This window comes from Nonomuraea sp. NPDC049421 (assembly GCF_040677005.1).
GTDB classification, from domain to species: domain Bacteria; phylum Actinomycetota; class Actinomycetes; order Streptosporangiales; family Streptosporangiaceae; genus Nonomuraea; species Nonomuraea salmonea.
Map to the genome: position 1 here is coordinate 205249 of NZ_JBFAQA010000002.1, position 25685 is coordinate 230933.

The 25685-nt window shown below is 72.6% G+C and carries 29 protein-coding genes; 11 read left to right on the forward strand and 18 right to left on the reverse strand.

Annotation, left to right across the window (positions count from 1 at the left end; genetic code table 11):
* Positions 1-102: 102 nt before the first annotated feature.
* The 6 genes from AB0K18_RS04565 to AB0K18_RS04590 form a co-directional block, all read right to left on the reverse strand.
* Positions 103-1371, reverse strand: coding sequence for an MFS transporter (locus tag AB0K18_RS04565; protein ID WP_364909741.1), 1269 nt, complete (start codon positions 1369-1371; stop codon positions 103-105).
* A complete protein-coding gene (locus tag AB0K18_RS04570; RefSeq protein ID WP_364909744.1) occupies positions 1368-1925 on the reverse strand; it encodes a winged helix-turn-helix domain-containing protein in 558 nt (185 codons plus the stop codon). Before AB0K18_RS04570 ends, AB0K18_RS04565 begins: the two co-directional genes overlap by 4 nt.
* Positions 1926-1984: 59 nt before the next feature.
* Positions 1985-2743, reverse strand: coding sequence for an NAD(P)-binding domain-containing protein (locus AB0K18_RS04575; RefSeq protein ID WP_364909747.1), 759 nt, complete (start codon positions 2741-2743; stop codon positions 1985-1987).
* Positions 2744-2804: 61 nt separating this feature from the next.
* Entirely contained in the window at positions 2805-4310 is a 1506-nt protein-coding gene (locus tag AB0K18_RS04580) for a tripartite tricarboxylate transporter permease (RefSeq protein ID WP_364909749.1), read from the reverse strand.
* Positions 4311-4331: 21 nt separating this feature from the next.
* On the reverse strand, positions 4332-4790 hold the full coding sequence (locus AB0K18_RS04585; protein ID WP_364571808.1) for a tripartite tricarboxylate transporter TctB family protein: 459 nt from the start codon (positions 4788-4790) through the stop codon (positions 4332-4334).
* A gap of 2 nt (positions 4791-4792) precedes the next feature.
* Positions 4793-5839, reverse strand: coding sequence for a tripartite tricarboxylate transporter substrate-binding protein (locus AB0K18_RS04590; protein WP_364909752.1), 1047 nt, complete (start codon positions 5837-5839; stop codon positions 4793-4795).
* A 371-nt stretch (positions 5840-6210) separates the two neighbouring features.
* On the opposite strand from AB0K18_RS04590, the gene AB0K18_RS04595 reads away from it, so the two are divergent.
* Complete coding sequence (locus AB0K18_RS04595) at positions 6211-6663, forward strand: hypothetical protein (RefSeq protein WP_364909755.1); 453 nt, start codon at positions 6211-6213, stop codon at positions 6661-6663.
* Between the two features lie 60 nt (positions 6664-6723).
* Positions 6724-8037, forward strand: a complete 1314-nt coding sequence (locus tag AB0K18_RS04600; RefSeq protein WP_364909757.1) for an MFS transporter — start codon at positions 6724-6726, stop codon at positions 8035-8037.
* Between the two features lie 40 nt (positions 8038-8077).
* On the opposite strand, the gene AB0K18_RS04605 is transcribed toward AB0K18_RS04600, so the two are convergent.
* The 3 genes from AB0K18_RS04605 to AB0K18_RS04615 form a co-directional block, all read right to left on the reverse strand.
* A complete protein-coding gene (locus AB0K18_RS04605) occupies positions 8078-8806 on the reverse strand; it encodes an rRNA methyltransferase (RefSeq protein WP_364909759.1) in 729 nt (242 codons plus the stop codon).
* A gap of 124 nt (positions 8807-8930) precedes the next feature.
* Positions 8931-9788 carry a TrmH family RNA methyltransferase gene (locus AB0K18_RS04610; protein WP_364909762.1) on the reverse strand — a complete coding sequence of 286 codons (858 nt, stop codon included), beginning with the start codon at positions 9786-9788 and terminating at the stop codon, positions 8931-8933.
* Between the two features lie 69 nt (positions 9789-9857).
* Entirely contained in the window at positions 9858-10415 is a 558-nt protein-coding gene (locus AB0K18_RS04615; RefSeq protein WP_364909765.1) for a helix-turn-helix domain-containing protein, read from the reverse strand.
* 97 nt (positions 10416-10512) lie between these two features.
* On the opposite strand from AB0K18_RS04615, the gene AB0K18_RS04620 reads away from it, so the two are divergent.
* Positions 10513-11406: an SDR family oxidoreductase gene (locus tag AB0K18_RS04620; protein ID WP_364909768.1), complete on the forward strand. Its 894-nt coding sequence runs from the start codon at positions 10513-10515 to the stop codon at positions 11404-11406.
* Here the strand turns inward: AB0K18_RS04620 and AB0K18_RS04625 are convergent.
* On the reverse strand, positions 11403-12119 hold the full coding sequence (locus AB0K18_RS04625; protein WP_364909770.1) for a hypothetical protein: 717 nt from the start codon (positions 12117-12119) through the stop codon (positions 11403-11405). The genes AB0K18_RS04620 and AB0K18_RS04625 overlap by 4 nt on opposite strands.
* Entirely contained in the window at positions 12116-12847 is a 732-nt protein-coding gene (locus tag AB0K18_RS04630; RefSeq protein WP_364909773.1) for an ABC transporter ATP-binding protein, read from the reverse strand. The genes AB0K18_RS04625 and AB0K18_RS04630 overlap by 4 nt, the downstream gene beginning before the upstream one ends.
* Positions 12848-12978: 131 nt before the next feature.
* Between AB0K18_RS04630 and AB0K18_RS04635 the strand changes: the two genes are divergently transcribed.
* Positions 12979-13104 carry a hypothetical protein gene (locus AB0K18_RS04635; RefSeq protein ID WP_364909775.1) on the forward strand — a complete coding sequence of 42 codons (126 nt, stop codon included), beginning with the start codon at positions 12979-12981 and terminating at the stop codon, positions 13102-13104.
* A 2-nt stretch (positions 13105-13106) separates the two neighbouring features.
* Here the strand turns inward: AB0K18_RS04635 and AB0K18_RS04640 are convergent, their stop codons facing one another.
* Positions 13107-13784: a hypothetical protein gene (locus tag AB0K18_RS04640; protein WP_364909778.1), complete on the reverse strand. Its 678-nt coding sequence runs from the start codon at positions 13782-13784 to the stop codon at positions 13107-13109.
* Between the two features lie 137 nt (positions 13785-13921).
* Positions 13922-15073, reverse strand: a complete 1152-nt coding sequence (locus AB0K18_RS04645) for a transposase (RefSeq protein WP_364909781.1) — start codon at positions 15071-15073, stop codon at positions 13922-13924.
* 37 nt (positions 15074-15110) lie between these two features.
* Here AB0K18_RS04645 and AB0K18_RS04650 point away from each other — a divergent pair, with 37 nt between their 5' ends.
* Positions 15111-15260, forward strand: a complete 150-nt coding sequence (locus AB0K18_RS04650; RefSeq protein ID WP_364909784.1) for an Arc family DNA-binding protein — start codon at positions 15111-15113, stop codon at positions 15258-15260.
* 78 nt (positions 15261-15338) lie between these two features.
* Here AB0K18_RS04650 and AB0K18_RS04655 read toward each other — a convergent pair whose 3' ends face one another.
* Positions 15339-16097, reverse strand: a complete 759-nt coding sequence (locus AB0K18_RS04655; protein ID WP_364909786.1) for a hypothetical protein — start codon at positions 16095-16097, stop codon at positions 15339-15341.
* A gap of 220 nt (positions 16098-16317) precedes the next feature.
* Here AB0K18_RS04655 and AB0K18_RS04660 point away from each other — a divergent pair, with 220 nt between their 5' ends.
* A complete protein-coding gene (locus AB0K18_RS04660; RefSeq protein ID WP_364909789.1) occupies positions 16318-17661 on the forward strand; it encodes a cytochrome ubiquinol oxidase subunit I in 1344 nt (447 codons plus the stop codon).
* Positions 17654-18868 carry a cytochrome d ubiquinol oxidase subunit II gene (locus AB0K18_RS04665; RefSeq protein WP_364909792.1) on the forward strand — a complete coding sequence of 405 codons (1215 nt, stop codon included), beginning with the start codon at positions 17654-17656 and terminating at the stop codon, positions 18866-18868. Before AB0K18_RS04660 ends, AB0K18_RS04665 begins: the two co-directional genes overlap by 8 nt.
* 278 nt (positions 18869-19146) lie before the next feature.
* On the opposite strand, the gene AB0K18_RS04670 is transcribed toward AB0K18_RS04665, so the two are convergent.
* Together AB0K18_RS04670 and AB0K18_RS04675 are read right to left on the reverse strand one after the other, a co-directional pair.
* Positions 19147-19902: an ABC transporter ATP-binding protein gene (locus tag AB0K18_RS04670; RefSeq protein ID WP_364909795.1), complete on the reverse strand. Its 756-nt coding sequence runs from the start codon at positions 19900-19902 to the stop codon at positions 19147-19149.
* A gap of 57 nt (positions 19903-19959) precedes the next feature.
* Positions 19960-20508 carry an SDR family NAD(P)-dependent oxidoreductase gene (locus AB0K18_RS04675; protein ID WP_364910495.1) on the reverse strand — a complete coding sequence of 183 codons (549 nt, stop codon included), beginning with the start codon at positions 20506-20508 and terminating at the stop codon, positions 19960-19962.
* Positions 20509-20603: 95 nt separating this feature from the next.
* On the opposite strand from AB0K18_RS04675, the gene AB0K18_RS04680 reads away from it, so the two are divergent.
* From AB0K18_RS04680 to AB0K18_RS04690, 3 genes are all read left to right on the forward strand, one after another.
* Positions 20604-21467 carry a LysR family transcriptional regulator gene (locus AB0K18_RS04680; protein ID WP_364909798.1) on the forward strand — a complete coding sequence of 288 codons (864 nt, stop codon included), beginning with the start codon at positions 20604-20606 and terminating at the stop codon, positions 21465-21467.
* Between the two features lie 99 nt (positions 21468-21566).
* Positions 21567-22160, forward strand: coding sequence for an RNA polymerase sigma factor (locus AB0K18_RS04685; protein ID WP_364909799.1), 594 nt, complete (start codon positions 21567-21569; stop codon positions 22158-22160).
* Positions 22153-23244: a hypothetical protein gene (locus AB0K18_RS04690; RefSeq protein ID WP_364909802.1), complete on the forward strand. Its 1092-nt coding sequence runs from the start codon at positions 22153-22155 to the stop codon at positions 23242-23244. The genes AB0K18_RS04685 and AB0K18_RS04690 overlap by 8 nt, the downstream gene beginning before the upstream one ends.
* A 145-nt stretch (positions 23245-23389) precedes the next feature.
* Here the strand turns inward: AB0K18_RS04690 and AB0K18_RS04695 are convergent, their stop codons facing one another.
* The gene (locus AB0K18_RS04695) at positions 23390-24049 is read right to left on the reverse strand and encodes a restriction endonuclease (RefSeq protein ID WP_364909805.1); all 660 of its coding nucleotides are present in this window, start codon (positions 24047-24049) and stop codon (positions 23390-23392) included.
* Between the two features lie 78 nt (positions 24050-24127).
* The gene (locus tag AB0K18_RS04700; RefSeq protein WP_355413554.1) at positions 24128-25150 is read right to left on the reverse strand and encodes an LLM class flavin-dependent oxidoreductase; all 1023 of its coding nucleotides are present in this window, start codon (positions 25148-25150) and stop codon (positions 24128-24130) included.
* Between AB0K18_RS04700 and AB0K18_RS04705 the strand changes: the two genes are divergently transcribed.
* Positions 25149-25598: a TetR family transcriptional regulator C-terminal domain-containing protein gene (locus AB0K18_RS04705; RefSeq protein ID WP_364909808.1), complete on the forward strand. Its 450-nt coding sequence runs from the start codon at positions 25149-25151 to the stop codon at positions 25596-25598. The two genes, AB0K18_RS04700 and AB0K18_RS04705, sit on opposite strands and share 2 nt — an antisense overlap.
* The last annotated feature ends 87 nt before the right edge of the window (positions 25599-25685 follow it).

The following is a 25685-nucleotide window of genomic DNA, read 5'->3' on the forward strand; positions in this document are numbered from 1 at the left end:
GCGCTCGTTACAAGGGCGGCATCCGATGTTTTCCCCCATACACGCCCGGCATGTGGCGGTGAGCTGGACGGTTGCGGAGGTGTCCGCTGCAGAGATCCGATGTCAGGAGGAGGTCGAGGGGGACGCGTACGTGGCGGCCTCGCGTCCCTCATCCGGGCCGGCCTCGCCCCGCCCGAGACGCCGGTTTGAGGGGGTGATCAGAGCCAGCGCGCAGAGCAGCAGGATCGCACCTGCCGCGATCATCACCCACCGGTAGTCGACGACGGCGACGAGCGCGGCGCCCGCCGCGATGGAGGCCATCTGCGGCACGGTGACGGCGACGTTGGTCGCGGCGGCGGCGCGCCCCTGCAGCCGGGCGGGCGTGAGCCGCTGCCGGGTGGTCACCATCGCGACGGACAGCCAGGGGATCGCGACGCCCGCCACGAACAGCGCGCCCACCGCGACGGGCAGCAGGGGGACGCCGGCCAGGTCGGCGGTCATCGCCAGGCCGGCGGAGCCGAGCAGCGCGAGCGCGGCCGCGATCATGGCCACCGGCCCCAGGCGGCGCAGCACCGGCGCGGAGATCAGGCCGCCCAGCACGCTGCCCGCACCCTGGACGGTCATCAGCACCCCGAAGAACGCGGCGTCCATCCCCAGGCCCTTGTCCACGAGCTCGAACAAGGACGAGTCGAAGACGCCGACGACGCCGAAGGCCGCCGCGCTCACCACCACCATGCGCCACAGCAGCGGGACACTCCGCAGATGGAGGAGGCCGGCGACAGTCTCCTGCCGCCTGCTGTGCTCCGGCCGGCGGGGCTCCGGGGCGGACTCGCGTACCTGGACGGTGCGGAGCACGAGCGCCGTGAGGATGAGGCAGGTGGCGACCCCGACGGCGAGCGCGCCGCCGCCCCACGCGGCGTACAGGGCGCTGCCGAGAACCGGGGAGAAGATGCGCAGCCCCTGGTCGATCGTGGTCAGCAGGCCGTTGGCGGTGTCGAGGTGGCGGGCCGGCAGCATGTCGCGTACCAGGCCGGTCTGGGCGGCGGAGTTGACCAGGCCCAGCGCGCCGTACGCGAAGGCGACGCCGTACAGCAGCCACAGCTGCCCGGCCGTCTGCACGGCCAGGAGCGTCATGGCGACGGCGGCGCCCGCGAGGTTCGCCCAGATCAGTAAGGGCTTGCGGTGCACCTTGTCGGCGAGCAGCCCGATGAGCGGGAAGAGCACCACCGGGGCGGCCAGGGCGAGGAAGACCAGGCCGGCGGCGCTGCTGCTGCCCGACAGGTCCTTGGCCCACACCCCCAGCGTGAGGTAGAGGGCGCTGTCGGCGAGGTTGCCGATGGTCCAGCCGCCGAGCAGCCGCCGGAACGGCGGATCGGCCAGCGCGGCCCTCACTGCTCCTCCTGCTCGGGCAGGAGGTAGGCGTTGTGGAAGATCCGGACGGGACGGCCCTCCGCGGGGCGCGCGTCCGGCTCCTGCCAGCGTCCGACGTACGGCTTGATCAGCTGGGCGAAGGCCTGCCCGAGCTGTTCGGCCTCCTGCGGCGTCAGCCAGAGCGTGGCGCCCCAGCCCGGCAGCCTGCCCTTCCACTCCTCCGGCACCTTCGCGGTGACGGCCGCCTTCATCCGTGCGGTCTCCCACTCAAGGAAGGCCTGGCTCAGCTCGGAGGCGGCGGAGCGGCCGTCCTCGTCCGGCTGCTCGGCGTCCCAGGTCTGCTCGATGTCGACGAGCCGCCAGGGCCGGTCGCGCCTGCTCCGGCCCGGGGCGCGTTCGATGTAGCCGAACTTCGCCAGGACCCGCAGGTGGAAGGAGCAGTTGGACGGGCTCTCCGCCACGAGCTCGGCCAGCCGGGCGGCGGTCGCGGGGCCTTCGATGGCGAGCAGTTCGAGCAGCCGGATGCGCAGAGGGTGGGCGAGCGCACGCATCGCCTTCGGATCTTTGATCTCCACGTCGCCACGCTATATTCGAAAGAACTGTTTCGCAACAGCTCTTTCGAATCGGCCGGATGTCAGGTGAGGTCGGTCAGGAGGGCGTCGAGGGCCTCGCGGAGGGCGGTGGCGTTGGCGGGGGAGAACCACGTCGTGCGGATGCGTTCGTTGGTGCCGCCCGGCGTCTCGTGGTCGGCGGCCAGCCGATCGAGCGAGCGGGTCTCGTCGGACAAGGAGCGGCCGAGGTCGGCGAACAGGCCACGTACGTAGCGCTCCGCCTGATCGGGCGCGATGCCGTGGCCGGCCGCCCAGGAGCTGAGCGTGGCCAGGTAGGCGTAGTGGGTGGTGAGCGTGGCCGTCAGCGCGGAGAAGACGTTGAAGGCGTCCTCGTCGTCCACCGGCAGCGTCCCGCCCAGCCGGTCGAACAGCGCGTCGGCCACCGGGTGCGGCGGGCAGGTCACCGTGACCGAGCGGCGCTCGCGTACGGGAGGCAGCGGGATGGCGCGCACCAGCGGCGCGTCGGTGGCCAGCAGGCGGCGCAGCTCGGCGAGGGAGACGCCGGCCATCAGGCTGACGACGACCGTGCCGGCGGCGACGGCCAGGCCGGCCAGGGCCTGCCGGTCCTGGGGGCGCACGGCGACGATCAGCACGTCGCAGCCGCCGGCCACCTCCTGGTTGCCGCCGCACACGCGTACGGTGCCGTAGCGGGCGGCCAGTTCGGCGGCCGTGGCCGCGCCGCGCGGCGACAGCAGCACCTCGGGCGGCGGGCCGTCCCCCTCCAGCAGGCCGGTGACGATGGCCCGGGCGATCTCGCCGACGCCGATGATGCCGATGCGCACTACTGCTCCTCGCGGTACGGGTGATGGGTGAGGACCATCATCGCGTACCGCTCGGCCGGGATCAGTCGTCGTCGGTGAAGACCACCTCGCGGCGCCGGCGGATCGCCGGCAGCACCGCCACCACCAGCGCCAGCACCGTCAGGGCCAGCAGGGTCGCCGAGATCGGGCGGGTCACGAACACCGACGCGTCGCCGCGCGAGATGATCAGCGCACGGCGCAGGTTCTCCTCCAGCAGCGGGCCGAGCACGAAGCCGAGCAGCAGCGGCGCCGGCTCGCAGCCGCACTTGATGAGGATATAGCCGAGCAGCCCGAACAGCACGATCGCGTACACGTCGAAGGCGTTGAAGCCCAGCGAGTACGTCCCGATCGCCGCGAACAGCACGATCATCGGGAACAGCACCTGGTACGGGATCCGCAACATCCGCACCCACATGCCGATCAGCGGCAGGTTCAGCAGCACCAGCAGCACGTTGCCGATCCACATCGAGGCGATCAGCCCCCAGAACAGCGCCGGCTCCTCGACGATGACGTTCGGGCCCGGCGTGATGCCGTGCACGATGAACGCCCCCACCATCAGCGCCATCACCGGATGCGCGGGCAGCCCCAGCGTCAGCAGCGGGATGAACGAGGTCTGCGCGGCGGCGTTGTTGGCCGACTCGGGCCCCGCCACGCCCTCGATGGCGCCGTGCCCGAACTCCTCCCGCCGCCGCGAGATCCGCTTCTCCACCGCGTAAGAGGTGAACGAGGCCAGCACGTGACCGCCGCCCGGCAGCACACCGAGCGCCGAGCCCAGACCGGTGCCGCGCAGGATCGGGCCGGCGATGCGCCGCCAGTCCTCCCGGGTCGGCCACAGGTGCCGCACCCGCGACACGATCGCGGTACGGGCCTGCCCGCTCTCCAGGTTGCGCAGGATCTCGGCCACGCCGAACATGCCGACGGCCACCGAGACGAAGTCGATCCCCCCGTACAGCTCGCGCCGGCCGAGCACGAACCGCGGCGTGCCGGTGTAGAGGTCCTGGCCGACCGTGCCCAGCAGGACGCCGAGCGCGATCATCGCCAGCGCCTTGAGCGCGGTGCCGCGGGCCAGCGCGATCGAGACGATGAGGCCGAGCAGCACCAGCGAGAAGTACTCCGCGGGCCCGAACTCCAGCGCCACCCTGGCCAGCGGCGGCGCGGCGACGGCGAGCACGACGGTGGCGACCGTACCGGCGATGAACGACCCGATCGCGGCCGTGGCCAGCGCCGGGCCCGCGCGGCCCTGCCGGGCCATCTCGTGGCCGTCGAGCGCGGTGACCGCCGCCGACGACTCGCCGGGCAGGTTGATGAGGATGGCGGTGGTCGAGCCGCCGTACTGGGCGCCGTAATAGATGCCGGCCAGCATGATCAGCGCGGTGACCGGCTCGAACGTGAACGTGATCGGCAGCAGCATCGCCACCGTCGCCGTCGGCCCGATGCCGGGCAGAACACCGACGGCGGTGCCGAGCAGCACGCCGACGAAGCAGTAGAGGACGTTCTGGATGAGGAGGGCCGTGGAGAAGCCCAGCGCGAGATTGTCGAGAAGGTCCATACCCCAAGATCCGGTTGCGCGTCAGGCGCCCAGCCACGGGCCCACGAGCGGGATCCGCAGCTGCAGTCCGACGACGAAGATGAGGGTGGCGGCCACCGTCAGACCGGCCGCCACCGCGACGGCCGTCAGCAGCCGTACGCGGCCGGCCAGCGTGGTCAGCAGCGCGGTCACCGCCGCCGTGGGCACGAAGCCGAGCCCGCGTACGGTGAAGCCGAAGAACACCAGCGCGATCGTGATGGCGGCGATGGCCCGCCACGGCACGCCGCCGAAGGTGATCACCTCGCCCGCGATCAGGCCCTTGACCACGATCGCCAGGCCGAGCCCCGCCACGATGACGCCGACCAGCAGCGGGAAGGCGCCCGGCCCCATCCGCAGCGGGCTGCCCAGCTCGTAGCCGAGCGCGCCCGCCGCGAACACGGCGCCGATGACGACGAAGATCGCGCCGGCCAGGACGTCCGGCCAGGAGCGTCGTGCCCGCATGCTCAGCCGGCCTTGACGCCCGCGTCGGCGATGACCTTGGCCCAGGTGCCGAGCTGCTCCTGCAGCTTCGTCCTGTGCGCCTCAGGGGTGGCGTCCTCGGCGGGGACGGGCGCGGTGCCGAGCTTGGCCATCTGGTCGATGACCTTCTGGTCGGCCAGCGCCGTCTTCAACGCCTCCGACAACTTGCTCACCACGTCGGGCGGGGTGCCCTTGGGGACGTAGAGGCCGTGCCAGACGCTGACCTTGAGCTGCGGCAGCCCGGCCTCGGTCGTGGTGGGCACGTCAGGCAGGCTGCCGACCCGCTCGGGGGTGGTGACGGCGTACACCTTCACCTCTTTGGCGGAGATCTGGCCGCTGGTGTTGGTGGTCTGGTCGCACATGAAGTCGACCTGCCCGCCGACCAGGTCCGTCAGCGCCGGGCCGGTGCCCTCGTACGGGACCTCCTGCAGCTTGACGCCCGCGGCCGTCTGGAACAGCAGCCCGCACAGGTGGGAGGCGGCGCCGATGCCGGCGTTGGCCAGCGTCACCTTGCTCGCGTTGGCCTTCACGTACGTCACCAGGTCCTGCAGCGTGGCGGGCTCGAAGTCCTTACGCGCCACCACCGTCATCGGCACCTCGGTGACCAGCCCGACCATCTCGAAGCTCTCCAGCGGCTGGTAGCCGAGGTCCTGGTAGAGGGCGGGCGCGGTGGACATGCCGATGTGGTGCATGAGCACGGTGTAGCCGTCGGGCTCGGCGCGCGCCACCTCGCCCGCGCCGACCGTGCCGCCGGCGCCCTCCACGTTCTGCACGACGATCTTGCCGCCGAGCTTGGCGCCCATCGGTTCGGCGATCATGCGGGTGACGGTGTCGGTCGGCCCGCCCGCGCTGAACGGCACCACGAACGTGATCGTGCGGTCAGGGTAGGCACCGCCGCCGCCGCTCGCCGTGCCGCCCGTGCCGCCTGTGCCTCCCGCGCCGCCGTTCCCGGCGCAGGCGGAGACGAGCGCCGCCGCGCCGATCACCGCGATCGCCCGCGCGGCGGTCCGGTACCTGCTGGTCCATGTCATATCGCGACCTCCTCGTCAGCGCATGCCCGTGGGTCGTGTGCGTGCGCGGCCCCGCAGGCTCCTGCGAGGACGCGTCCGGGGGGTGGAGAGGAATGGTTTCTTGAATGCGCCGGATGGGAGAAGAATCGCAAGATTAACGGGTCAACACAAGCGTTGATTTAGGACGTGCCTTGAGCCGCCGGCGGCGCCTTGACGGCGACATCATCCCCGGCCGCGCCCGGCCAGGCAATACGGGCCGTGAAACGATCCGGAAACGACTTCCGGCAATGTCGGCACGGGATTGTGCGGCGCCGCGAACTCTGACAGGCTGCCGAAAGACGCCGACCCGTGGCCGCCTTTCGCCCCGGGGCCCGAAGGGGGACGCACGAGTCATGCCGCGCCCGTACGAAGCCGAGCCCGAAGCGCCGGCCGGGCCCGCGCCGCGGCGGGTCGGCGGCCTGCTGGCCGCCTACGTCGTCGCCCACGGCATCCTCATCGTGCATGGGCTCGGGCTGGCGCTGGCCGCCGTCATCGTCAACGCCAACCCCGCGCTCGGCGGCCTCAGCGAGCCCGCGCCGTGGGGCTCCATCATCTTCTACGTCGTCAGCAACGTCTTCCTCGCCGCATTCAGCGTCGTGGTGATGCGGCTCATCCTCAACAAACGCAAGTCCGCCGTCGTCAACAACGCCGTCTGGGCCATTTCCACGGTCGTCTTCCTGCTCATCTGGTATTTCCTCGGCATGAAGTCACCGCTCGGCGTCGTCATCGATTCGCTGCCCGGCATCGTGGGCATGGCCTATCTCGCGCGGTCGCGCCGGGCGAAAGAAACCCTCGTCCTTTCCTGAGCCCGGCCCCCGGAAAACGCGTTGCCCCCGCTCAGGGCCGGATCGTAGGGTTGTGCGCTCGTGATCACAGTGATGGAACGCGTGCTGCCCGCACGCCTCGGCACAGGTTTCCGATGGTTGCTGGCCTCGAGCTGGCTGACGAATCTCGGAGACGGGCTCGCCGCCGCGGCCGGGCCGCTGCTGATCGCCACGCTCACCCGTGACCCGCTGCTCATCTCGCTGTCGGCCTTGGTCAGCTGGGCGCCGCCACTGCTGTTCGGCCTGTACGCGGGCGTGCTGTCCGACCGGCACAACCGGCGCACGATCGTCCTGGCCGCCAACGCCGCCCGAGCGGTGGTGCTGGCCGTGCTCGTCGTGTTGCTGCTGACCGGCACCCTCACCGTGACGACGGCGCTGATCGCGCTGTCGCTGCGGTCGGTGGCCGAGGTGTTCGCCGACAACGCCACCTCCACGCTGACGCCCATGCTGGTCGCCCGCGACGACCTGACAGTCGCCAACGCCCGCCTGGGCACCGGGTTCATCACGCTCAACCAGCTCGCCGGGCCGCCCGTCGGCGCGGCGCTGATCGGGCTCGGCCTGACCTGGCCGTTCGCCGGGCAGCTGCTGCTGGTGCTGGCCGGGATGGTGCTGGTCTCGCGGGTCACGCTGCCACCCCACGGCCGCCGCACGCTCGCCGCCGAAACAGGCCCCCACCCCGCCGCCGACCCCGCCGCCGACGCCACCCCCGGACCCGCCGCCGACCCCACCGCCGGACCCGTCGCCGGGTCCGGGGGCGGCGTCGTGCGCGAGCTCCTCGACGCGTTCCGGTGGACGATCAGGCACGCCGCCGTCCGCACCCTCGCGCTCACCATCCTGATCTTCAACTTCACCTTCGGCGCCGCCTGGTCCGTGCTCGTCCTCTACACCCAGGAGCAGCTCGGCCTCGGCCCCATCGGCTTCGGCCTGATGACCACCATCAGCGGGATCGGCGGCCTCATCGGCACCAGCCTGTACGGCGCCATCACCCGCAAGGTGAGCCTCGGCGCGCTGATGCGGATCGGGCTCGTCATCGAGACCCTCACCCACCTCGGCCTGGCCCTGACCCACTCGCCGTGGGTCGCCGGCGGCATCTTCCTCGTCTTCGGCGCGCACGCCTTCATCTGGGGCACCACGTCGGTCACCGTCCGCCAGCGCGCCGTCCCCCAGGAGCTGCAGGGCCGGGTGGGCAGCGTCAACACCATCTGCGTCTACTTCGGCCTGGTCGTCGGCTCGCTCATCGGCGGCACCCTGGCCACTCACCTGGGGGTGGCGGCGCCGTTCTGGTTCGCCTTCGCCGGGTCGGCCGCGTTCGTGGTGCTGCTGTGGCGGCAGCTCCTGCACATCGCCCACGACTGAGCGGGCGGCCGCGTTCTCAGGCGCGTTCTCAGGCGCGTTCTCAGGCGCGGAACAGCGCGACGGTGCGGGTGCCGATCTTGAACGCGGTGTCCGGGCGGCGGCCGCCGTCCATGGGCACCTTGCGGCCCCGTACCGTCACCGCGAGCACACCGCCCCGCGGCAGCACCGCGGTCAGCGCCTCCACCATGCCGGGGATGCCCGCCGCCGCGCCAGGGCCGCCCCAGTGGGTCTGCTCGCCGTAGGGGACGTCGGTGATCGCGATGTCCGGCGCGCAGGAGCCGAGCGCCTGTCCGACCTGGCCGGCGTCGAACACGTCCGCCTGGCGGGCCGCGTACGGGACGTCGCCGCCGTCGGTCGCGAGACCGATGGCGAGCCGGTCGGCGGCCTGGGCCGCGTCGCCGTACGCCGGCTTGCCGAACCGGGCGGAGCGCTCGCGCAGGTCGGCGGCACGAGCGGCCAGCCCGGTCCCGCTCAGCAGCGCGAGGTTGCGCCCGGCCAGATCGACCGCCCGGGGGTCGAGGTCGGAGGCCAGCACCGACGCGATGAGCGGCCGATGCAGCAGCGCCGTCACGGTCAGCAGGTAGCCGCTGCCGCAGCACGGGTCCCACAGCGCGGCCGGCCGGGTGCCGCCGCGCAGGTCCAGCGCCCGCTGAAAGATCTCACTCGCCAGCCGGACCGGGAACGCGGGAAACCCCGGCGCGGAATGCAACACCGATCCGCTGGCCAGATCCTGGTAGTCGCGCGGAACGGTCGCGTGCCGGTAACTCACAGGAACGACCCGCTCGCCCCGCCACGGCAGGCGCGGGAGCTCATGCGGGACCGCTCGACCTCGCTGCGGCGCCGGCGGGAGTTCATGCGGGACCGTTCGACCTCGCTGTGGCGCCGGCGGGAGGTCATGCGGGGCCCGTCCCGCTGGTGCGGCGCTGGCGGGCGGCCTCGTACAGGGTGACGGTGGCGGCGCTGGCGGCGTTGAGCGAGCTGGCGGCGCCGGCCATCGGGATGCGCGCCATGATGTCGCACGCCTGCCGCCACCCCGCGCTCAGCCCGCTGGTCTCGTTACCGATGACCAGCAGGGTCGGGCCGGTCAGGTCGAGGTCGGCGAGGTCGCGGTCGCCCTTCTCGTCGGTGCCCACCACCGTGAGCGGCAGCCCTTGGGCGCGCAGGTCGTCCACCCAGGCGAGCACCTCGCGGTGCGAGGAGCAGCGCACGACCGGCAGCGCCAGCAGCGACCCGGTGGACGCCCGCACCGAGCGGGGATCGTAGGGGTCGGCGGCGTGCCCGGTGACGATCAGCCCGGTGCCGCCGAACGCGTCCAGCGACCGGGCCATCGTGCCGATGTTGCCGGGATTGTTCGGCCGGTCGAACACCGCCCCCAGGAAGGCGGGCCCTGCCTCGATGCGCGACAGGTCGTCGTCGGGCAGCTCGGCGACCGCGATCAGCTCGGGAACGTCCTCGTCCTTCTCGCCCAGCAGCCGCAGCAGCTCGGGCGCGGTGGCCACCCGCTCGGCCCCGGCCGCCTCCAGCATCTCCCTGGCCCAGCCCGACAGAGGGCGTTCGGCGTCGAACAGCAGCGCCCGCACCGGCCAGCCGAACTCGACCGCCAGGCTGATCGGCCGCACGCCCTGGACGATGAACTCCCTGGCCCGCTGCCGCTTGTTCCGGTTGCCCAGCAGGGCCTGCCACTGCTGGAAGCGCGCGTTCGCCCGCGTGATGCGTACATGCGCCGGCACCGGCTGCCCCCGATCGATCACGCCGTACAGGATAGGAGCAGTTCCACCGGGCACGACAACTCGATTACCGGGCCGCCGGGCGTGCGGGTGTCAGCGCAGGACGGTGCGCAGTTCGCCGAGGACGTCCTGCATGATGGCGTCGAGCGGGCGCTCCTCGTCGATCCAGCGCAGGAACGCGACCGTGAACACCGTGATGCCCGACTGCGCGGCCAGCGTGGCCGCCGGCTCGCCGACGCCGCGCCCGCGCAGCGCCTCGGCGATCGTGGCGGCCAGCGACGCCAGCTTGTGCCGCTCGCGCTCCTGCAGGGCGGGGTTGCGGTCGATGACGTCCTGGCGGGTGCGCGACAGGGGGCGGCGCTCGTCGGGGAACGACGACGACACCGCACGCAGGGCGGCGCTCACCATCTCCAGCGGCGACGCCTGCTCGGGCGCGGCCGCCACGCCCTCGAGGAACGCCTTCTCCAGCAGGTCCTGGCCGTGGAAGAGGGCCTCGCGCTTGTCCTTGAAGTGGCGGAAGAACGTGCGCTCGGTCAGCCCGACCGCCTGCGCGATCTCCGCGGCCGTCGTCTCCTCGTAGCCACGGGTGGCGAACAGCTCGAGCGCCGCACGCTGCAGTCGTTCGGGGGTTCCCGGTTCCCAACGCACCATGCGCCCGAGTCTAGTGATGACAGCGACCGACATGAGGGTTAAGCTATGTCAGTCACTGACGTCAGTCGCTGACATGACTCTTGCGAGGAGTACACCCATGCATGTTTTCGTCACCGGAGCCACCGGCTGGATCGGCTCGGCCGTCGTCGACGACCTGCTCGCCGCCGGGCACAAGGTCACCGGCCTGGCCAGGTCCGACGCCTCCGCCGTCGCGCTGGAGGCCAAGGGCGCCCACGTCCACCGCGGCGACCTCGACGACCTCGCTGGCCTGCGCGCCGGCGCCGAGGCGGCCGAGGCGGTCATCCACCTGGCCAACAAGCACGACTGGAGCGACCTGGCCGGCACCAACGCCGCCGAGCGCGCCGCCGTCCAGACCCTCTGCGACACCCTCGAAGGCAGCGACCGGCCGTTCCTGCTCGCCTCCGGCATCGCCGGCTTCACCGACGCGCTCCTCACCGAGGACGTCCCCTCGCCCTTCCACGGCCCCGACTCGCCGCGCGGCGGCACCGAGAACCTCGCCTTGGAGTACGCGGAACGCGGCGTCCGCGCGGTGAGCCTGCGCTTCGCGCCAACCGTCCACGGCACCGGCGACCACGGCTTCATCTCCGTCATCGCCGGCGTCGCGCGCGACAAGGGCGTCTCCGGCTACCCGGGCGACGGCGCCAACCGCTGGTCCGCCGTCCACGTCTCCGACGCCGCCCGCCTGGTCACGCTCGCACTCGACAAGGCGCCCGCGGGCAGCCGCGTCCACGCCATCGCCGAGCAGGGCGTCACCACCCGCGAGATCGCCGAAGCCATCGGCCGCGTCTTCGGCCTGCCCGTCGCCTCCATCGACCCGGACGACGTCCCCGGCCACTTCGGCTGGATCGCCGCCTTCTTCTCCGGCCACTTCATCGCCTCCAACGCCATCACCCAGGACCTCCTCGGCTGGCACCCCACGGGCCCGACCCTCATCGAGGACCTGGACGCGGGAGCGTACGGCCGGGGCTAGAACCGGGCACGAGCCCGGATCACCACGTACGCCACTCCGACCAGCGCCATGGCGAGCACCAGGTGCACGGCGGTCTCGGCCCACTGCAACGGCCAGAACGGCAGCTCCGACCGCGCACGCAAGGCCCGCGCCACCAGCTGCCCGGCCCCCACCAGCAGCACCGACAGCGGCATCGCGATCCGGGTGTGCCGGGTGGCCGCACCGAGCGCGACACCGAGCGCCAGCGCCAGCAGCGACCTGCCGAACGGGACCGGCCCGTGACTCTCGTAGTACGGCCACGCCATGACCTCACCCCCCACCTCCGGCAGAAGCCAGCCCAGCATCCCGGCCAGGACGGCGGTCGCCGCCACGGCCCCGGCCGCCGCCACCGCGACGACGGCCAGCAGCCAGCGCCCCCGCGACACGCTCTGCGTCCAGGCCAGCTTGTGGGTGCCGGCCTCGAACTCGCGGGCGATCAGCGGCGCACCCCAGATCAGGCAGATCGCACCGGCCAGGAACCCCGCCAGCTGGAAGGAGAGCCCCGCCAGGCCGGGCTCCAGCCGCTCGGCCGCCACGGCGGCCGCGTACAGCACGAGCAGCCCCGCGATGGCCGCCGCCTGCGCCCGCTGCCCTCGCCACGCCACCCACAACAGCCGGGGACGCCTGCGGTACGCGGGCCGCAGTGGTGCCGTGACGGCGGCGGCCCGGCTCCTTCTCCACGTCGGCCTGCTCACCGGACCTCCCGGGAGTCGCGCAGGTGGTCGAGCACGAGGGCCTCCAAGCCGGTCGCGGGGTGGTCGCGCAGCAGGTCGTCGAAGCCGCCGCACAGCCGGACGCGGCCGGCGTCCAGCAGGACCAGGTGATCGCATACCTCCGCCAGGTCGGCCAGGATGTGCGAGGACAGCAGCACGGTGGCGGGCAGGTCGCGGACCACGTCCATCACCTCCAGCCGGGCCAGCGGGTCCAGCTCGGCCAGCGGCTCGTCCAGCACCACCAGACCGGCCCGCTTGCCGACGGCCAGCGCCAGCGCCACCAGCGTGCGCTGCCCGCCGGACAGCCGGTCCACCCGGTCGCGCGCCCCGATGCCGCGCCCGTCCAGCAGCGACCACGCGGCATCCCCGTCCCACCCAGGATTCGTGGCGGCGCCGAACCGCAGCAGATCCTCGACGCTCCAGCGGCGATACAGCGGCTTGTCCTGAGCCACGAAGGCGACCGCCGCCGGCTCCAGCGCACTGCCGAACACCTCGATCCGCCCGGTGGTGGGCTCCAGCAGCCCCGCCACCAGGTTCAGCAACGTCGACTTGCCGGCCCCGTTGGGCCCGACCAGCGCCGCCCTGGCCCCCTCCGGCACGCTGACGTCGGCCTCCCGTAACGCCCATCGCCGCGCATAACGCCTTCCCAGCCCGCGAACCTCCAGCGCAGGCGCCTTCCGCAGCGGATCCCGCTCCTCAGTCTCGGTCATCTCGTCCTCCCATCACCCAGCACAGTCGGGGGAGTGGCCGGGAGGGTTCACGCCGGGGAAAGCCGAGCGCAGTGGGCACGCCCCAGCTGGGAGGATTTCACCAGCACGCTGCCGCCTGAGCAGCAGGATTCATGGTCGGCCTGCGTCGATCCCTTGGGTGCGGGCCCGCGGCTGTACGGCTCCTGCCCGCCGACGAGGTCAACGAGTCGGTCATCGTGATGCAGGACATCGAGGGCAACGAGTTCTGCCTGGCCTGAGGTCATGCCCTCGAACGCCCGCGGACGAAGAGGGCGCCGAGAACGGTGGCGATGAAGGGGAGGCCGAGCACGATCGCCGCGATCGTGAGCCAGGGCGTCTCGAACGGCACCCGCGGCGGGTCCTCCCACGACATGCTCACCGTCAACGGCCACAGCAGCGACATCCCGGCCGAGCAACCGGCGACCGCGCCGAGCACCGTGCCGCACAGGGCGGTCACTCCCGCGCGGGCGGCGCAGAACCACCGGAACGCGACGCCGGTCCGCCGCATGACGCGGGCCTGGCGGACGTTGGCCGCCGCGCCGAAGCCGGCCGCCAGCGCGCACGCGATCGCGGCGAGGAGCGACGCGGCGGCGAAGGGCGCCCAGCCCATGGGCGCCTGGAAGCCGCGCTCGACGTGGACCTCCGCGAGCTCGTCGTCCAGCCGGTCGTCGAGACGCCGCTGCTCGTCGGGCGTGGCCCGGTGGACGGCGGGGTCGACGAACAGCTCGCTCGTGACCAGGGAGTAGCCGAGGTCGCGGACGATCTTCGAGGGGACGAAGATCGTCTGCGTGCCGGGTTCCGTGGCCCGCACGAGGAGCGCGGGGACGGTCTTGACCTGCGTGCTCTCGTCGTCCTCGTCGAGCTCGTAGACGATGTCCACCGAGTCGAGCCGCACGTCGCCCGACGTGATCACCACCACCGTGCCCTCGTCATAGGGCGGCGGCGAGGGGTCGCCTGTGAGTTGACGTGCTCCCCGGCCCGAAAGGCCGGGGACTCAGCCCGTGCCGCGTGTGCGGCACCTCTGTGGCTTCCTGTTTCACCGGGTCCTGCCCTCCGCTAGGCGGCGGGTCTTACGGTCCCTCCGCAGGCGTTTCGCCTCTCCGCCCGTCCGGCGGCGAGGATGTTCTTCGCGGCGTTGACATCCCGGTCATGGACCGCCCCGCACGGGCAGGTCCACGACCGGACGTTCAGCGGCATCGACCCGGCGACCGCCCCGCACGCCGAGCACCGTTTGCTGCTGGGAAACCAGCGGTCGATCTTCACCAGGGTCCGGCCGTACCGGGCGGCCTTGTACTCCAGCATGGTCACGAACGCCGACCATCCGGCGTCGTGCACACTCTTGGCCAGCTTCGTGCGGGCCAGGCCCTTCACACACAGGTCCTCCACCATCACCGCTTGGCTGTCGCGGATGATCTGTGTGGAGAGCTTGTGCGCGAAGTCCCGGCGCGCGTCGGCCACCCGAGCGTGGGCGCGGGCCACCTTGACCACGGCCTTGGCGCGGTTGTTCGACCCCTTCGCCTTGCGGGACAGGGCCTGCTGCGCCTTGCGCAGCCGGCGTTCGGCGCGGCGCAGGAACCGGGGGTTGCCGATCTTGCGGCCGTCCGACAGCACTGCGAAATGCGTCAGCCCCAGGTCGATCCCGACCTCGGCGGCCGTCTGCGGCAGCGGCTGCTCGGCGGCCTCGACCACGAACGAGGCGAAGTACCGGCCCGCCGCGTCCTTGACCACCGTCACACTGGACGGCTCGGACGGCAGGCGACGCGACCAGCGCACCGTGACGTCGCCGATCTTCGGCAGGCGCAGCTTCCCGCCCGCCGTGACCTGGAAGCGGGCGTTGCGGGTGAAGCGGATCGCCTGCCGGTTGTCCTTGCGGGACCGCAACCGGGGCGGGGCGAGCTTCGGCCCTTTCCGCTTGCTGGACACCGAGGCGAAGAAGTTGCGGTAGGCGGTGTTCAGGTCGGCCAGCGCCTGCTGGAGCACGACCGCCGACACCTCGCCCAGCCAGGACCGCTCCGGCGTCTTCTTCGCCTCGGTGATGATGCGCTTGGACAACTCGCCATCCGAGATGTACGGCAGGTCGTTCTCGTGGGCTTGCTGCCGTGCGCGCAGCCCATCGTTGAACACCACCCTCGCGCACCCGAACGCCCGCGCCAGCGCGCTCTGCTGGCCCGGGGTCGGGTAGAGGCGGACGTTGTACCGGAGCTGCACGCTCCGATCATACCCAGCCTGACACTACAATGATGTCATGATCAGGATTACGCTCCGGCTTCCCGATGACGTGCACGCCCAGGTGGCCGCCCGCGCCCAGACCGAGCGGCGATCCCTGAACTCCCAGATCGTGCACCTGCTGGAGATCGCGCTCACCACCGACCAGACACACGGTGAATCGCCTTGACGGCGATTCACCTCTCCCTGCCCCGCTACGCGGGACGACCCGCTCCACCCCGGCCTGAAAGCCGGAGCACTGCGGGCATCATCGGTAGCGAAGGAGCTTCTCGTCACCGATGGCCTGGATCGGGAAGAAGGCGTCCTCAGGAATCTCCACGTTCTTCGCATCGGCGTGGAAGAACCAGCCGATGTCCGCGATGGTCTCGCTCTGGATGATCGGCACGCCCGGCAGTGCCCGCTCCATCGCCGCTCGGACCGTGGCCGTGTCGGCGTCCGAGAAGGGTCCCAGCGCGGGAGGGTTCGGGCGGACCAGCAAGGTGCCCGGTTTGCCCAGGGGGGCGTACTGGGCTCTGCTCTGCGTCGTCTGGCCGGCCACGACCACCGTCAGCCCGACGCCGGCGGCGGTGGCCATCATGGTCAGCGTGATGGCCACCGCCGCCACCGCCCGGCGCTGGGCCAGGTCGCGGACGGCCAGGCGTAAGGGGACCGGCAGCCGTTCGGCGGGCGGGCCGAGGAACTCCAGCAGCCGCGAAGGCAGCAGGCCGAGACCGGCGACCAGCAGGCCCGCACCGAGGGCGGTCCTCAGCGACATCCCGACGAACTCGAGTACGCCGTAGCGGGAATCCTCACGCGCCAGCCACGCGCCGACCCCCATGAGGCACACGCCCGCCGACGCGACGAGCAGCCCCAGGACGACGGCCCTCCGGCGGATCCGCTCGTGGCGGTGACGCGGAGCGGAGAACAGCGCGGCAGGAACGGCCAGCGCCGCGATCATCAGCGGAAGGGCCACGAACAGGACGAACATCATCACCGTGGCGAGATGAAGCGAAAGATCGAAAGACATGGCGGAATGCTAGTGGCGGGCGGCCAAAAGGCCGGGCAGGCGTCTCCGACCCCCGGCGGCCACCCACCCGGCCGGCCTGCACCCGCCACCCCGAACGGCCTGGACCTGTCACTCCGGCCGGCCTGGAGCCGTCACCCCCAACGGCGAGTCTCACGGACGGTGACGAAAGCCTGCTTATAGTGTCGATCTCCGGGGGTTCGGGCAGGGGTGAAGAGACGACATGAGCGGCACGATCACAGTGCTGGGCGCGATCGACCAGGAGTACCTGTTCCAGGCGCGGCAGATGCAGGCGCTGTCGCTCGCCGTGCACATCCCGCTGGTGTGCTTCGGCATCGCCTTCCCCGCCATGGTGCTGTTCTGCGAGTGGCGCCACCTGCGTAGCGGCGACCCGCTGTATCGCACGCTGGCCCGGCGGTGGGCCAAGGTGATGCTGGCGCTGTTCGCGATCGGCGTGGTCACCGGGACGATCCTCAGCTTCGAGCTGGGCCTGCTGTGGCCCGCCTGGATGGCGGGCTTCGGCGAGGTGTTCGGGCTGGGGTTCACGCTGGAGGGCTTCTCGTTCTTCACCGAGGCGATCTTCATCGCGATCTACGTCTACGGCTGGGACCGGCTGCGCCCGCTGCCGCACTTCCTGTCCGGCATCCCCGTGGCGCTCGCGGGCGTCGCGGGCTCGCTGTTCGTCATCTCCGTCAACGGCTGGATGAACCACCCGGCCGGTTTCACCCTGCGCGACGGCCGGGTGACCGATGCCAGGCCGTGGGAGGCGCTGTTCGGCAACGGGTTCTTCTGGCACGAGTTCGTCCACATGTACGTCGCCGCGTTCGTCGTCGCCGGTTTCCTGGTCGCCGTCCCGTACGCGTGGGGCTTCCTGCGCGGCCGCCGCGACCGTTACCGGCGTACCGCGCTGACGATCGCACTGTCGGCGGCGGCGGTCGCCGCGCCCGTGCAGGTGATCGTCGGAGACTGGGCCGCCCGCGAGGTCGCCCAGCACCAGCCCGTCAAGCTGGCCGCGCTGGAGGGGCTCGGCCGCACCACCAGCGGCGCCCCCGAGCACCTGCTCGGCTGGTACGACGGCGAGGAGGTCAGGTACGGCGTCGCCATCCCGCGCCTGCTGTCGCTGCTGGCCTTCCACGACCCCGACGCCACCGTGACCGGCCTGAACGCCGTGCCGGTGGCCGACCAGCCGCCGGTCAACGTCGTCCGGCTGGCGTTCCAGGCCATGGTCGGCATCGGCCTGCTGCTCGCCCTGCTCAGCGTGATCCACCTCTACACCAGGCTGCGGCACGGCCGATTGCCCCGCTCCCGCTGGTTCTACCGCGCGGTCGTCGCCGCGGGCCCGCTGGCGGTCGTCGCGCTCATCTGCGGCTGGGTCACCACCGAGGTCGGCCGCCAGCCCTGGATCGTGTACGGCGTCATGCGGACGAGCCAGGCCGTCACCGGCGCGCCCGGCATCCCGCTCGGCTACGGCACGCTCATCGTGGTCTACCTGGGCCTGGCCGGCGGCGTCGCCTGGCTGCTGCACCGCTTCAGCCGCGTCCCGATCGAGGCGGACCACGATGACTGAGCTGCCGATGATCTTCATTCTGGCCGGTCTGGCCGCCTACACCGTGCTCGCCGGCGCGGACTTCGGCGCCGGCCTCTGGACGCTGCTGGCCGGCCGGGGCGAGGCCGGGCACCGGGCGATGCGGCACCACGCCAGGCACGCCATGGGGCCGGTGTGGGAGGCCAACCACGTCTGGCTGATCTTCGTGCTGGTGGTGTGCTGGACGGCGTACCCGGTGGCGTTCGGGTCGATCACCTCGACGCTGGCGGTGCCGTTGTTCGCCGCCGCGGTCGGCATCATCCTGCGCGGCGCCGCGTACGCGCTGCGCGGCCGGCTCGAAGGCGCGCCCGGCGAGCGGCCGATCGAGTACCTGTTCGCGCTCTCCTCGATCCTGACCCCGTTCGCGCTGGGCACGGTCGCGGGCGCGATCGCCACGGGACGCGTCCCGGTGGGCAACGCCGCGGGCGACCTGGTCACCAGCTGGCTGAACCCCACCTCGCTGCTCATCGGCGCGCTCGCCGTCGCCGCCGGCGGCTACCTGGCCGCCGTCTACCTCGCCGCCGACGCCCGCAGGGCCGGATCGCCCCGGCTGGAGCACGACTTCCGCGTCCGCGCGCTCGCGGCGGGCGGCTGCGCCGGGGCGCTGGCGCTGGCCGGGCTCATCGTGGCCCGCTTCGACGCGCCCGCGCTGTTCACCGGGCTGACCACCGGCGCCGGCGCCGTCATGGTCGCTCTTTCCGGCCTGGCCGGCATCGCGACCCTGCTGCTGGTGTGGCGCGAACGCTTCGAGCCGGCCCGCGCGTCGGCCGCGCTCGCGGTGGCGGCGATCATCGCCGGGTGGGCACTGGCGCAGCGGCCCCGCTTCCTGCCCGGCCTCACGCTCGACCAGGCCGCCGCGGGAGCGCCGGCACTGCGGGCGGTCGTCGTCGCGGTCGCGGCGGGCGCGGTCGTGCTGTTGCCCTCGCTGATCCTGCTGTTCCGGCTGTTCCTGCGCGGCGACCTCGACCACGGCGCCCCGGGCGAGGCCGAGCGGCGGACCGGGTTCGCCGCCGAGCGCCGCGCGGGCCGCCGCCGGCTCGGCGGGTTCGCCGTCGTCACCCTGGTCGCGGGCCTGGCCCTGGCCCTCCTTGCCGAGCCCGGCCTGCTGCTCGGGCTCGGCGTCGTGTGTCTCGTCGCGGGCGCCGTGGCGACGTTCGCCCTCGCCACCGCGGAGCCGGAGCGGCCGTGAGCCAGTGCGGGTCCCGCCAGGTCACGGCGGGCCTGACGGCCCAGTAGCCCGCGCCGTACATGGCCAGCCCTAGCAGGATGAAGCCGGCCGCCACGGGGTAGCGCAGCCCAGGCTCCATGTACGTCGCCAGGAACCAGCTGTGGCACACCGTGCCGCCGGCCACGAAGGAGGCGGCGACGATGCCCTGCGGCACCAGCAGGCCGCCCGCCCGCCAGCCGGCGCGGCGGCAGGCCGCGCAGATCGTGCCGCAGCAGGGCGACCTTCAATGCGGGCCATGGTCAGCTGGACAGCCACGACAACTCCTTGACGCCGGCGCCCTGGTCGCCGACGAGCTCGACGAAGGTGTCCTCCAGCGTGCGCGCGCCGCGTACCTCCTGCAGCGTGCCGGCCGCCGCCACCCGGCCCTTGTCGATCACCGCGACGCGGTCGCACAGCTGCTCGACCAGAGCCATCACGTGGCTGGACAGCACGATCGAGCCGCCGCCCGCCACGAAGCCGCGCAGGATCGTCTTGATGGTGGCGGCCGAGACCGGGTCCACGGCCTCGAAGGGCTCGTCGAGCACCAGCAGCCGCGGCGCGTGCAGCAGCGCCGTCGCCAGCCCGATCTTCTTGCGCATGCCGGTCGAGTATTCGATGATCAGGGTCTTGTCCGCGCCGTCCAGCTCCAGCACGTCCAGCAGGTCGCCGGTCCGCTGCGCCACCACGTCCTTGTCCAGGCCGCGTAACAGGCCGAGGTACGTCAGCACTTCACGCCCCGTCAGCCGCTCGGGCATGGCCAGCCCGTCGGGCAGCACCCCGACGAGGGCCTTGGCCCGCTCAGGCTCCGACCAGACGTCCTGGCCGAAGATGCGGGCGCCACCGGCGTCGGGCCGCAGCAGGCCGACCGCCATGGACAAGGTGGTGGTCTTCCCCGCGCCGTTCTGGCCGACGAGGCCGAAGAACGAGCCGGGCGGGACGGTGAGGTCGATGGCGTCGACGGCGAGGGTGTCGCCGAAGCACTTGGTCAGCCCGCTGATCTCCAAGGCCGGCGTCATGGTCTACTCCGGAGGGCGAGAAGGGGGTGTCGCCCATGATCCTAAGGGCCTCAGCCGTCACCACGGCAGGGCGCCGGCGTCCTCCATGAACGTGCCGGTCGGGCCGCCGTCCGGCAGCGTCGCCATGCGGAGCACGACGGCCGCCCCCTGCTCGGGGGTGCGGGAGGCTTGGAAGCCGTTGAAGTCGGTCGCGACCAGACCCGGGCAGACGGCGTTGATCAGCAGGTTCGTGCCGGCGAAGTGGCGGGCGTACTGCACGGTGAGGGCGTTCAGGAACGACTTCGACGGCGCGTAGACGCCCATGATCGGGCCCGCGTCGGCGTCCGCGTCCGCCTGGCGGGTCACCGAGCCGAGGGTGCTGGAGACGTTCACGATGCGTGGGGCCGGCGAGCGCAGCAGCAGCGGCAGCATCGCGTTGATCACCCGGATGACGCCGAACGCGTCCACCCCGTCCGCGCGCAGCTTGCCGACCGCGGCCTCGCGGCGGGACGCGTCCCGGGCGCCGACGCCCACGCGGTAGCTGAGCGCGCCCAGCCCGGCCGCGATCGCGTGTCCGATGCCCTTGTTCGCGCCGGTGACCAGCGCGGTCTTCGTGTCGTTCGTCATGCCGACGATCCTGCCGAGCGCCCGCCCGGCGGCTCCAACACCGATCGCCTGCCCTGTCATACCCGGCGGGTATCAGCGCTGCGTAAGCTGGCCGCGTGGACACCCTGGAGACGCGCGAGCTGCGCTACTTCGTGGCCGTCGCCGAAGAGCTGCACTTCGGGCGCGCGGCCGAACGGCTCGGCATGGCCCAGCCGCCGCTGTCGCGGGCCATCCAGCGGCTCGAACGCCGGCTCGGCGTCACCCTGTTCGAGCGCGACCGCCGCGGCGTCGCCCTCACCGCCTCCGGTCAGGTGCTGCTGCGCGAGGGACGTACCGCGCTCGACGCCGTCACCGCCGCCGCCCGCCGCACCCGGCGCGCTGCCGCAGGGCCGGGGGAGCGGTTGGTGCTGGTCGCCAAGGCCGGCACCGCCAACGACGTGCTGAGCGGGCTCCTCGCCGCGCACGCGGCGGAACCCGGCGCGGCCGAGGTCGAGGTGGTGCTGTGCGGCATCGGCGAGCAGCCCCGTTACCTGCGCGACGGCCGCGCCGACGTGGCGCTCATGCACCGGCCCTACGACGACCTGTCCGGGTTCGACGGCCAGGACCTGCTGACCGAGGGGCAGGTCGCCGTCCTGCCGCCCGGCCACCCGCTCGCCGCCCGCGACCGGCTGACCATGGACGACGTGCGCGACGTGCCCGGCCTGCCGCTCGCCCGCTGGCCGCGCCCCGACGGCAGCTATCCGCCAGGGCCCGGCCCCGAGGTGCGCGAGCAGGCGCAGCTCGCCCAGCTCGTCGCGCTCGGCCGCGTCCTCGTCGTCACGCCAGGGTCGGCGTACGCGCTGCTGTGGCGGGGTTACGCCTGCGTCCCCGTGGTCGACGCGCCGCTGGTCACCACCCTGCTCGCCTGGCCCTCCCACAGCCGCTCGCTCGCCCTGGCCAGGCTCGCCCGCGTCGCCGCCCGCCTCCAGGAGGCCGGATAGGCCGCCCGCGGGAGCCCGTGAAAGCGAGGGGCGGCTGCGGACTATACCCACTGACACAGCCCACCTCGTCGAGAGGCGATCGATGACCAGGCCCCCCACGTGACGGCCCCCCACCAGCTGGACGACTCCACCGAGCTGCTGCTCTCCGCCACGGACCCGGAACGCTTCGCGGCGATCTTCGACGCGCACTTCGCCGAGATCCACCGCTACGTCGCGAGCCGGCTGGGCGCGAGCGCCGCCGAGGACGTCGTCGCCGACATCTTCCTCACCGCGTTCCGCAACAGGTCACGCTACGACCCCGCCCGCGGCAGCGTCAGGACCTGGCTGTACGGCATCGCGACCAACCAGATCAGCACCCAGCGCCGCGCCGAGCTGCGCGCCCTGCGCGCGATGGCCCGCAAGCCGCCCGACCCCGCCGCCGAGGGGCCTGAGCACCGGGTCGTCACCCGCGTCACCGCCCAGGGCTTACAGCCGGCCATCGCCAAGGCCATCGCCGGGCTGAACGACGGCGACCGTGACGTGCTGCTGCTCGTGGCCCTGGCCGAGCTGAGCCACGACGAGGTCGCCGCCGCGCTCGGCATCCCGTACGGGACCGTCGGGTCCCGCCTGAACCGCGCGCGCAAGAAGCTGCGCGCGGCACTGGGCGACGCCAACCCCCTGCACGACCCGGAAAGGAGCTCCGGCCATGGATGACCTGACGATGGTGCGCGAAGCGTACGGCGAGATCGAGCCCGACCCGCGGCTCCAGCAGCGCATCAGGGCCAGGCTCGCCCTGGAGGCCCAGACGGGCGGCGCGGTCGTGGCCCGCGCCCGTCCCCGATGGGGCAGGCGGGCCGTGGGGCTGGGGGCCGCCGCCGCGGTCGCCGTGGCGCTCACCGTGACGGTCACCGGCACCGATGCGCCGGGCGTGGACAAGGGGCTCTCGGCCAGGACGATCCTGCTCGCCGCCGCGGAGCGTAGCGCGGCGGAGCCGGAGGGGCGGTTCCGGCGCGTCCACGTCGTGGAGTCGCGCCCGGCCCCTGTCGACGGGGCCGAGCCGTACACGGTGCTCGTCTCGTCCGAGTTGGACTCCTGGCTTCCCCGCAAGCCGGACGGCACCGCCACCAAGTTCCAGCGGACGCTGCCCGCGCGCCCGCTGACGTCGCGTGACAGGCAGGCGTGGGAACGGGCGGGCTCGCCCACGTCCTTCGTCCGGCGCGACGGCCGGTGGGTGCCCGGCGACGACCCCGCCGGCGCCGGCTGGCAGGAGCAGCGGACCACCCCCGAGGACGGCGATCGGGCGGTCCAGCGGATCTGCGCCCAGGACCCGGACCCCGAGGGCTGCGAGCAGCGGGCCGCCAAGGCCCGCGCCGAGGCCCCCGCCAGGGCCGCGGAGCGCGCGCGGACGGCCGCCGACCCGAGCCGGTTCGAGGAACTGCTCTTCCCACCGGGCACCGAGAACCGCGGCGCGGCGGACAAGCTGCGGCGGGGCGTCACCTTCCTGCTGTACGAGGCGCCCTCCGCCGAGGTCAGGGCCGCCACGTTCCGCCTGCTCGCCGATCTGCCGGGCGTGACGGCCTCCCATGGCGACGGCGGGATCGCGATCACCGCCGAGGGCGAGCTCGAAGGCATCACCTACACGTACACGATGGTGCTCGACCCGACGACCTACCGGCTCAAGGGCGGCAGCGAGGTCGTCAAGGACGGGTCGTTCCGCGGCCTGGGGCCCGGCACTCCCTTGGCGCAGCTCGTCGTCAAGTCGGCGGGCTGGACCGACGAAGAACCCCACCACGACTGACCGCCTCACGACCGACCGCCCCACGACTGACCGCCCACGACCGACCGCCTCACGACCGACCGCCCCAGGGCTTACGGGCCCAGGCTGCCCGCCTCACGACCGGCGGCCCTGCGGCCGGCCACGCCGCAGCCCCCGCCTCGACCGTTCAGCCGGCAGGGGTCTCGTCGCCGGTCGGCAGCACGCCCTTGGCCGGGCGGCTTCTGGGCAGCAACGGGGCCTTGCCCAGGAGCCAGTCGGCCAGGTGGTCGCGTTCGACGAGGATCAGGGGCTCGCGCGCGCCTAAGGCCTCCTGCCTGGCCTGGCGGGTGAGGGTGCTGGTGGTGACCAGGACGCCTTTGTGGCCGGCGAAGGTGTTTGCCAGCGCGCCCAGGAAGTTGCGCACGTCGGGCGCGCCGACCGTCTTGGCGTACCGCTTGCACTGAACGGCGATCCTGCCGTGTCCGGGGGCGACGGCGGTGATGTCGACCCCGCCGTCGCCGGCGCCGCCGCGCTCGCGGACCTGACGGAACCCGTCGGCGATCATCCGCTCGGCGACGAGGTGCTCGAAGGCGCGCCCCGTCAGCCGATCGACGCGCTCCAGCTCGGCGTTGGCGGCCAGGAACCGCCGCCGCTCCGCCTCGATCATCCGGTGCCGCAACACCAGCCCGCCGACGAACAGCACCGCCAGCAGGCACCCGATCGCCGCCGCCCAGCCGGGATGCTCGCGGGCGAACCAGACGACCGCGACGCCGAGCGCGCCCGCCGCCGCGATCAGCCCCTGCCACCGCCTCGCGCGCCGCCTCCCTCGTTTGGAACCCCTCGCCATGGCGCCTCCCCGTACCAGAGTGGTGTCCAAGGCGATTGTGTGCGGCGGGACCGACAGAAACCGGGATCGCTCGCCGCGTCAGCGCCAGCCGAGTGCGGGGGCGACGTGGGTCAGCACCGAGGACAGCAGGTGGGCGTTGTAGTCGACGCCGAGCTGGCTGGGCACGGTCAGCAGGAGCGTGTCGGCGGCGGCGATCGCCTCGTCGCCGGCCAGCTCCTTGACCAGCACGTCCGGCTCGGCCGCGTACGTGCGCCCGAAGATGGCCCTGGTCGTCGCGTCGATGAAGCCGACCTGGTCGGAGCTGGTGCGCTCGTGCCCGAAGTACGCGCGGTCGGTGTCGTTCACGATCGGCATGATCGACCGGCTCACCGACACGCGCGGCTCGCCCTCGTGCCCGGCCTCCTTCCACGCCTCACGGTAGGCCTGGATCTGCTCGGCCTGCTGGACGTGGAACGGCTTGCCGTTCTCGTCGTCCTTGAGCGTGGAGCTCATGAGGTGCATGCCGAGCCCGGCGGCCCAGCGCGCGGTGGCGTTCGAGCTGGAGCCCCACCAGATGCGCCGCCGCAGCCCCTCGGAGTGCGGTTCGAGGCGCAGCAGGCCCGGCGGGTTGGGGAACATCGGCCGCGGGTTCGGCTCGGCGAACCCCTCGCCCTCCAGCACCTTCAGGAAGACCTCCGCGTGCTTGCGGGCCATGTCCGCCTCGGTCTCGCCCTCGGCCGGGGCGTAGCCGAAGTAGCGCCAGCCGTCGATGACCTGCTCGGGTGATCCGCGGCTGATGCCGAGCTGCAGCCGCCCGCCCGCGATGAGGTCGGCGGCGCCCGCGTCCTCTGCCATGTAGAGCGGGTTCTCGTAGCGCATGTCGATGACGCCGGTGCCGATCTCGATCCGGCTGGTCCGCGCGCCGACGGCGGCCAGCAGCGGGAACGGGCTGGCGAGCTGCTGGGCGAAGTGGTGCACCCGGAAGTAGGCGCCGTCGGCACCGAGCTCCTCGGCGGCCACCGCCAGCTCGATCGACTGCAGCAGGGTGTCGGACGCGCTGCGCGCCTTCGAATACGGCGACTCCGACCAATGCCCGAAGCTCAGGAAACCGATCTTCTTCATGCAGACTTCAACCTTCCCCCAGACAAAGACATTCCTGGCCGCGCTTGGGCACTATCGCACCACGTACGCGACCGCCACGCTGCGCACGCTCGAAGGCGAGTCCGACGTCCGCGCGGCCGTCCGCGCGCTGCTGACCGAGCGGGTCCGCGTCGCCGTCGAGGGCGGCGGCCGGGGCTGCCTGCTCATCAACGCCGCCACCGAGCGCCTGCCGCAGGACCAGCCGACCGGACGCATCGTCCGCGACGTGCTGACCGCCAACCAGGAGGCGCCGGCCACCCTGCTGCGCGCGGCGGCCGAGCGCGGCGAGCTGTCGTCGCGGCATGGCCCAGAGACGCTCGCCGCGTTCCTGGTGACGTTCCTCAACGGGCTGCTGGTCGCCTCGAAGGTGACCCCCGACGCCCGTGCCCTTGAGTCGCTCGTGGAGGTCGCCCTGGGCACTCTCGAGTGAGCTTTTTCTGTCCGGAATCTGTAACGTACGATCCAGAAAGGCTTCATCGAGGATGATGGACGACCACCGCGGTGACCGCCCCGCCGA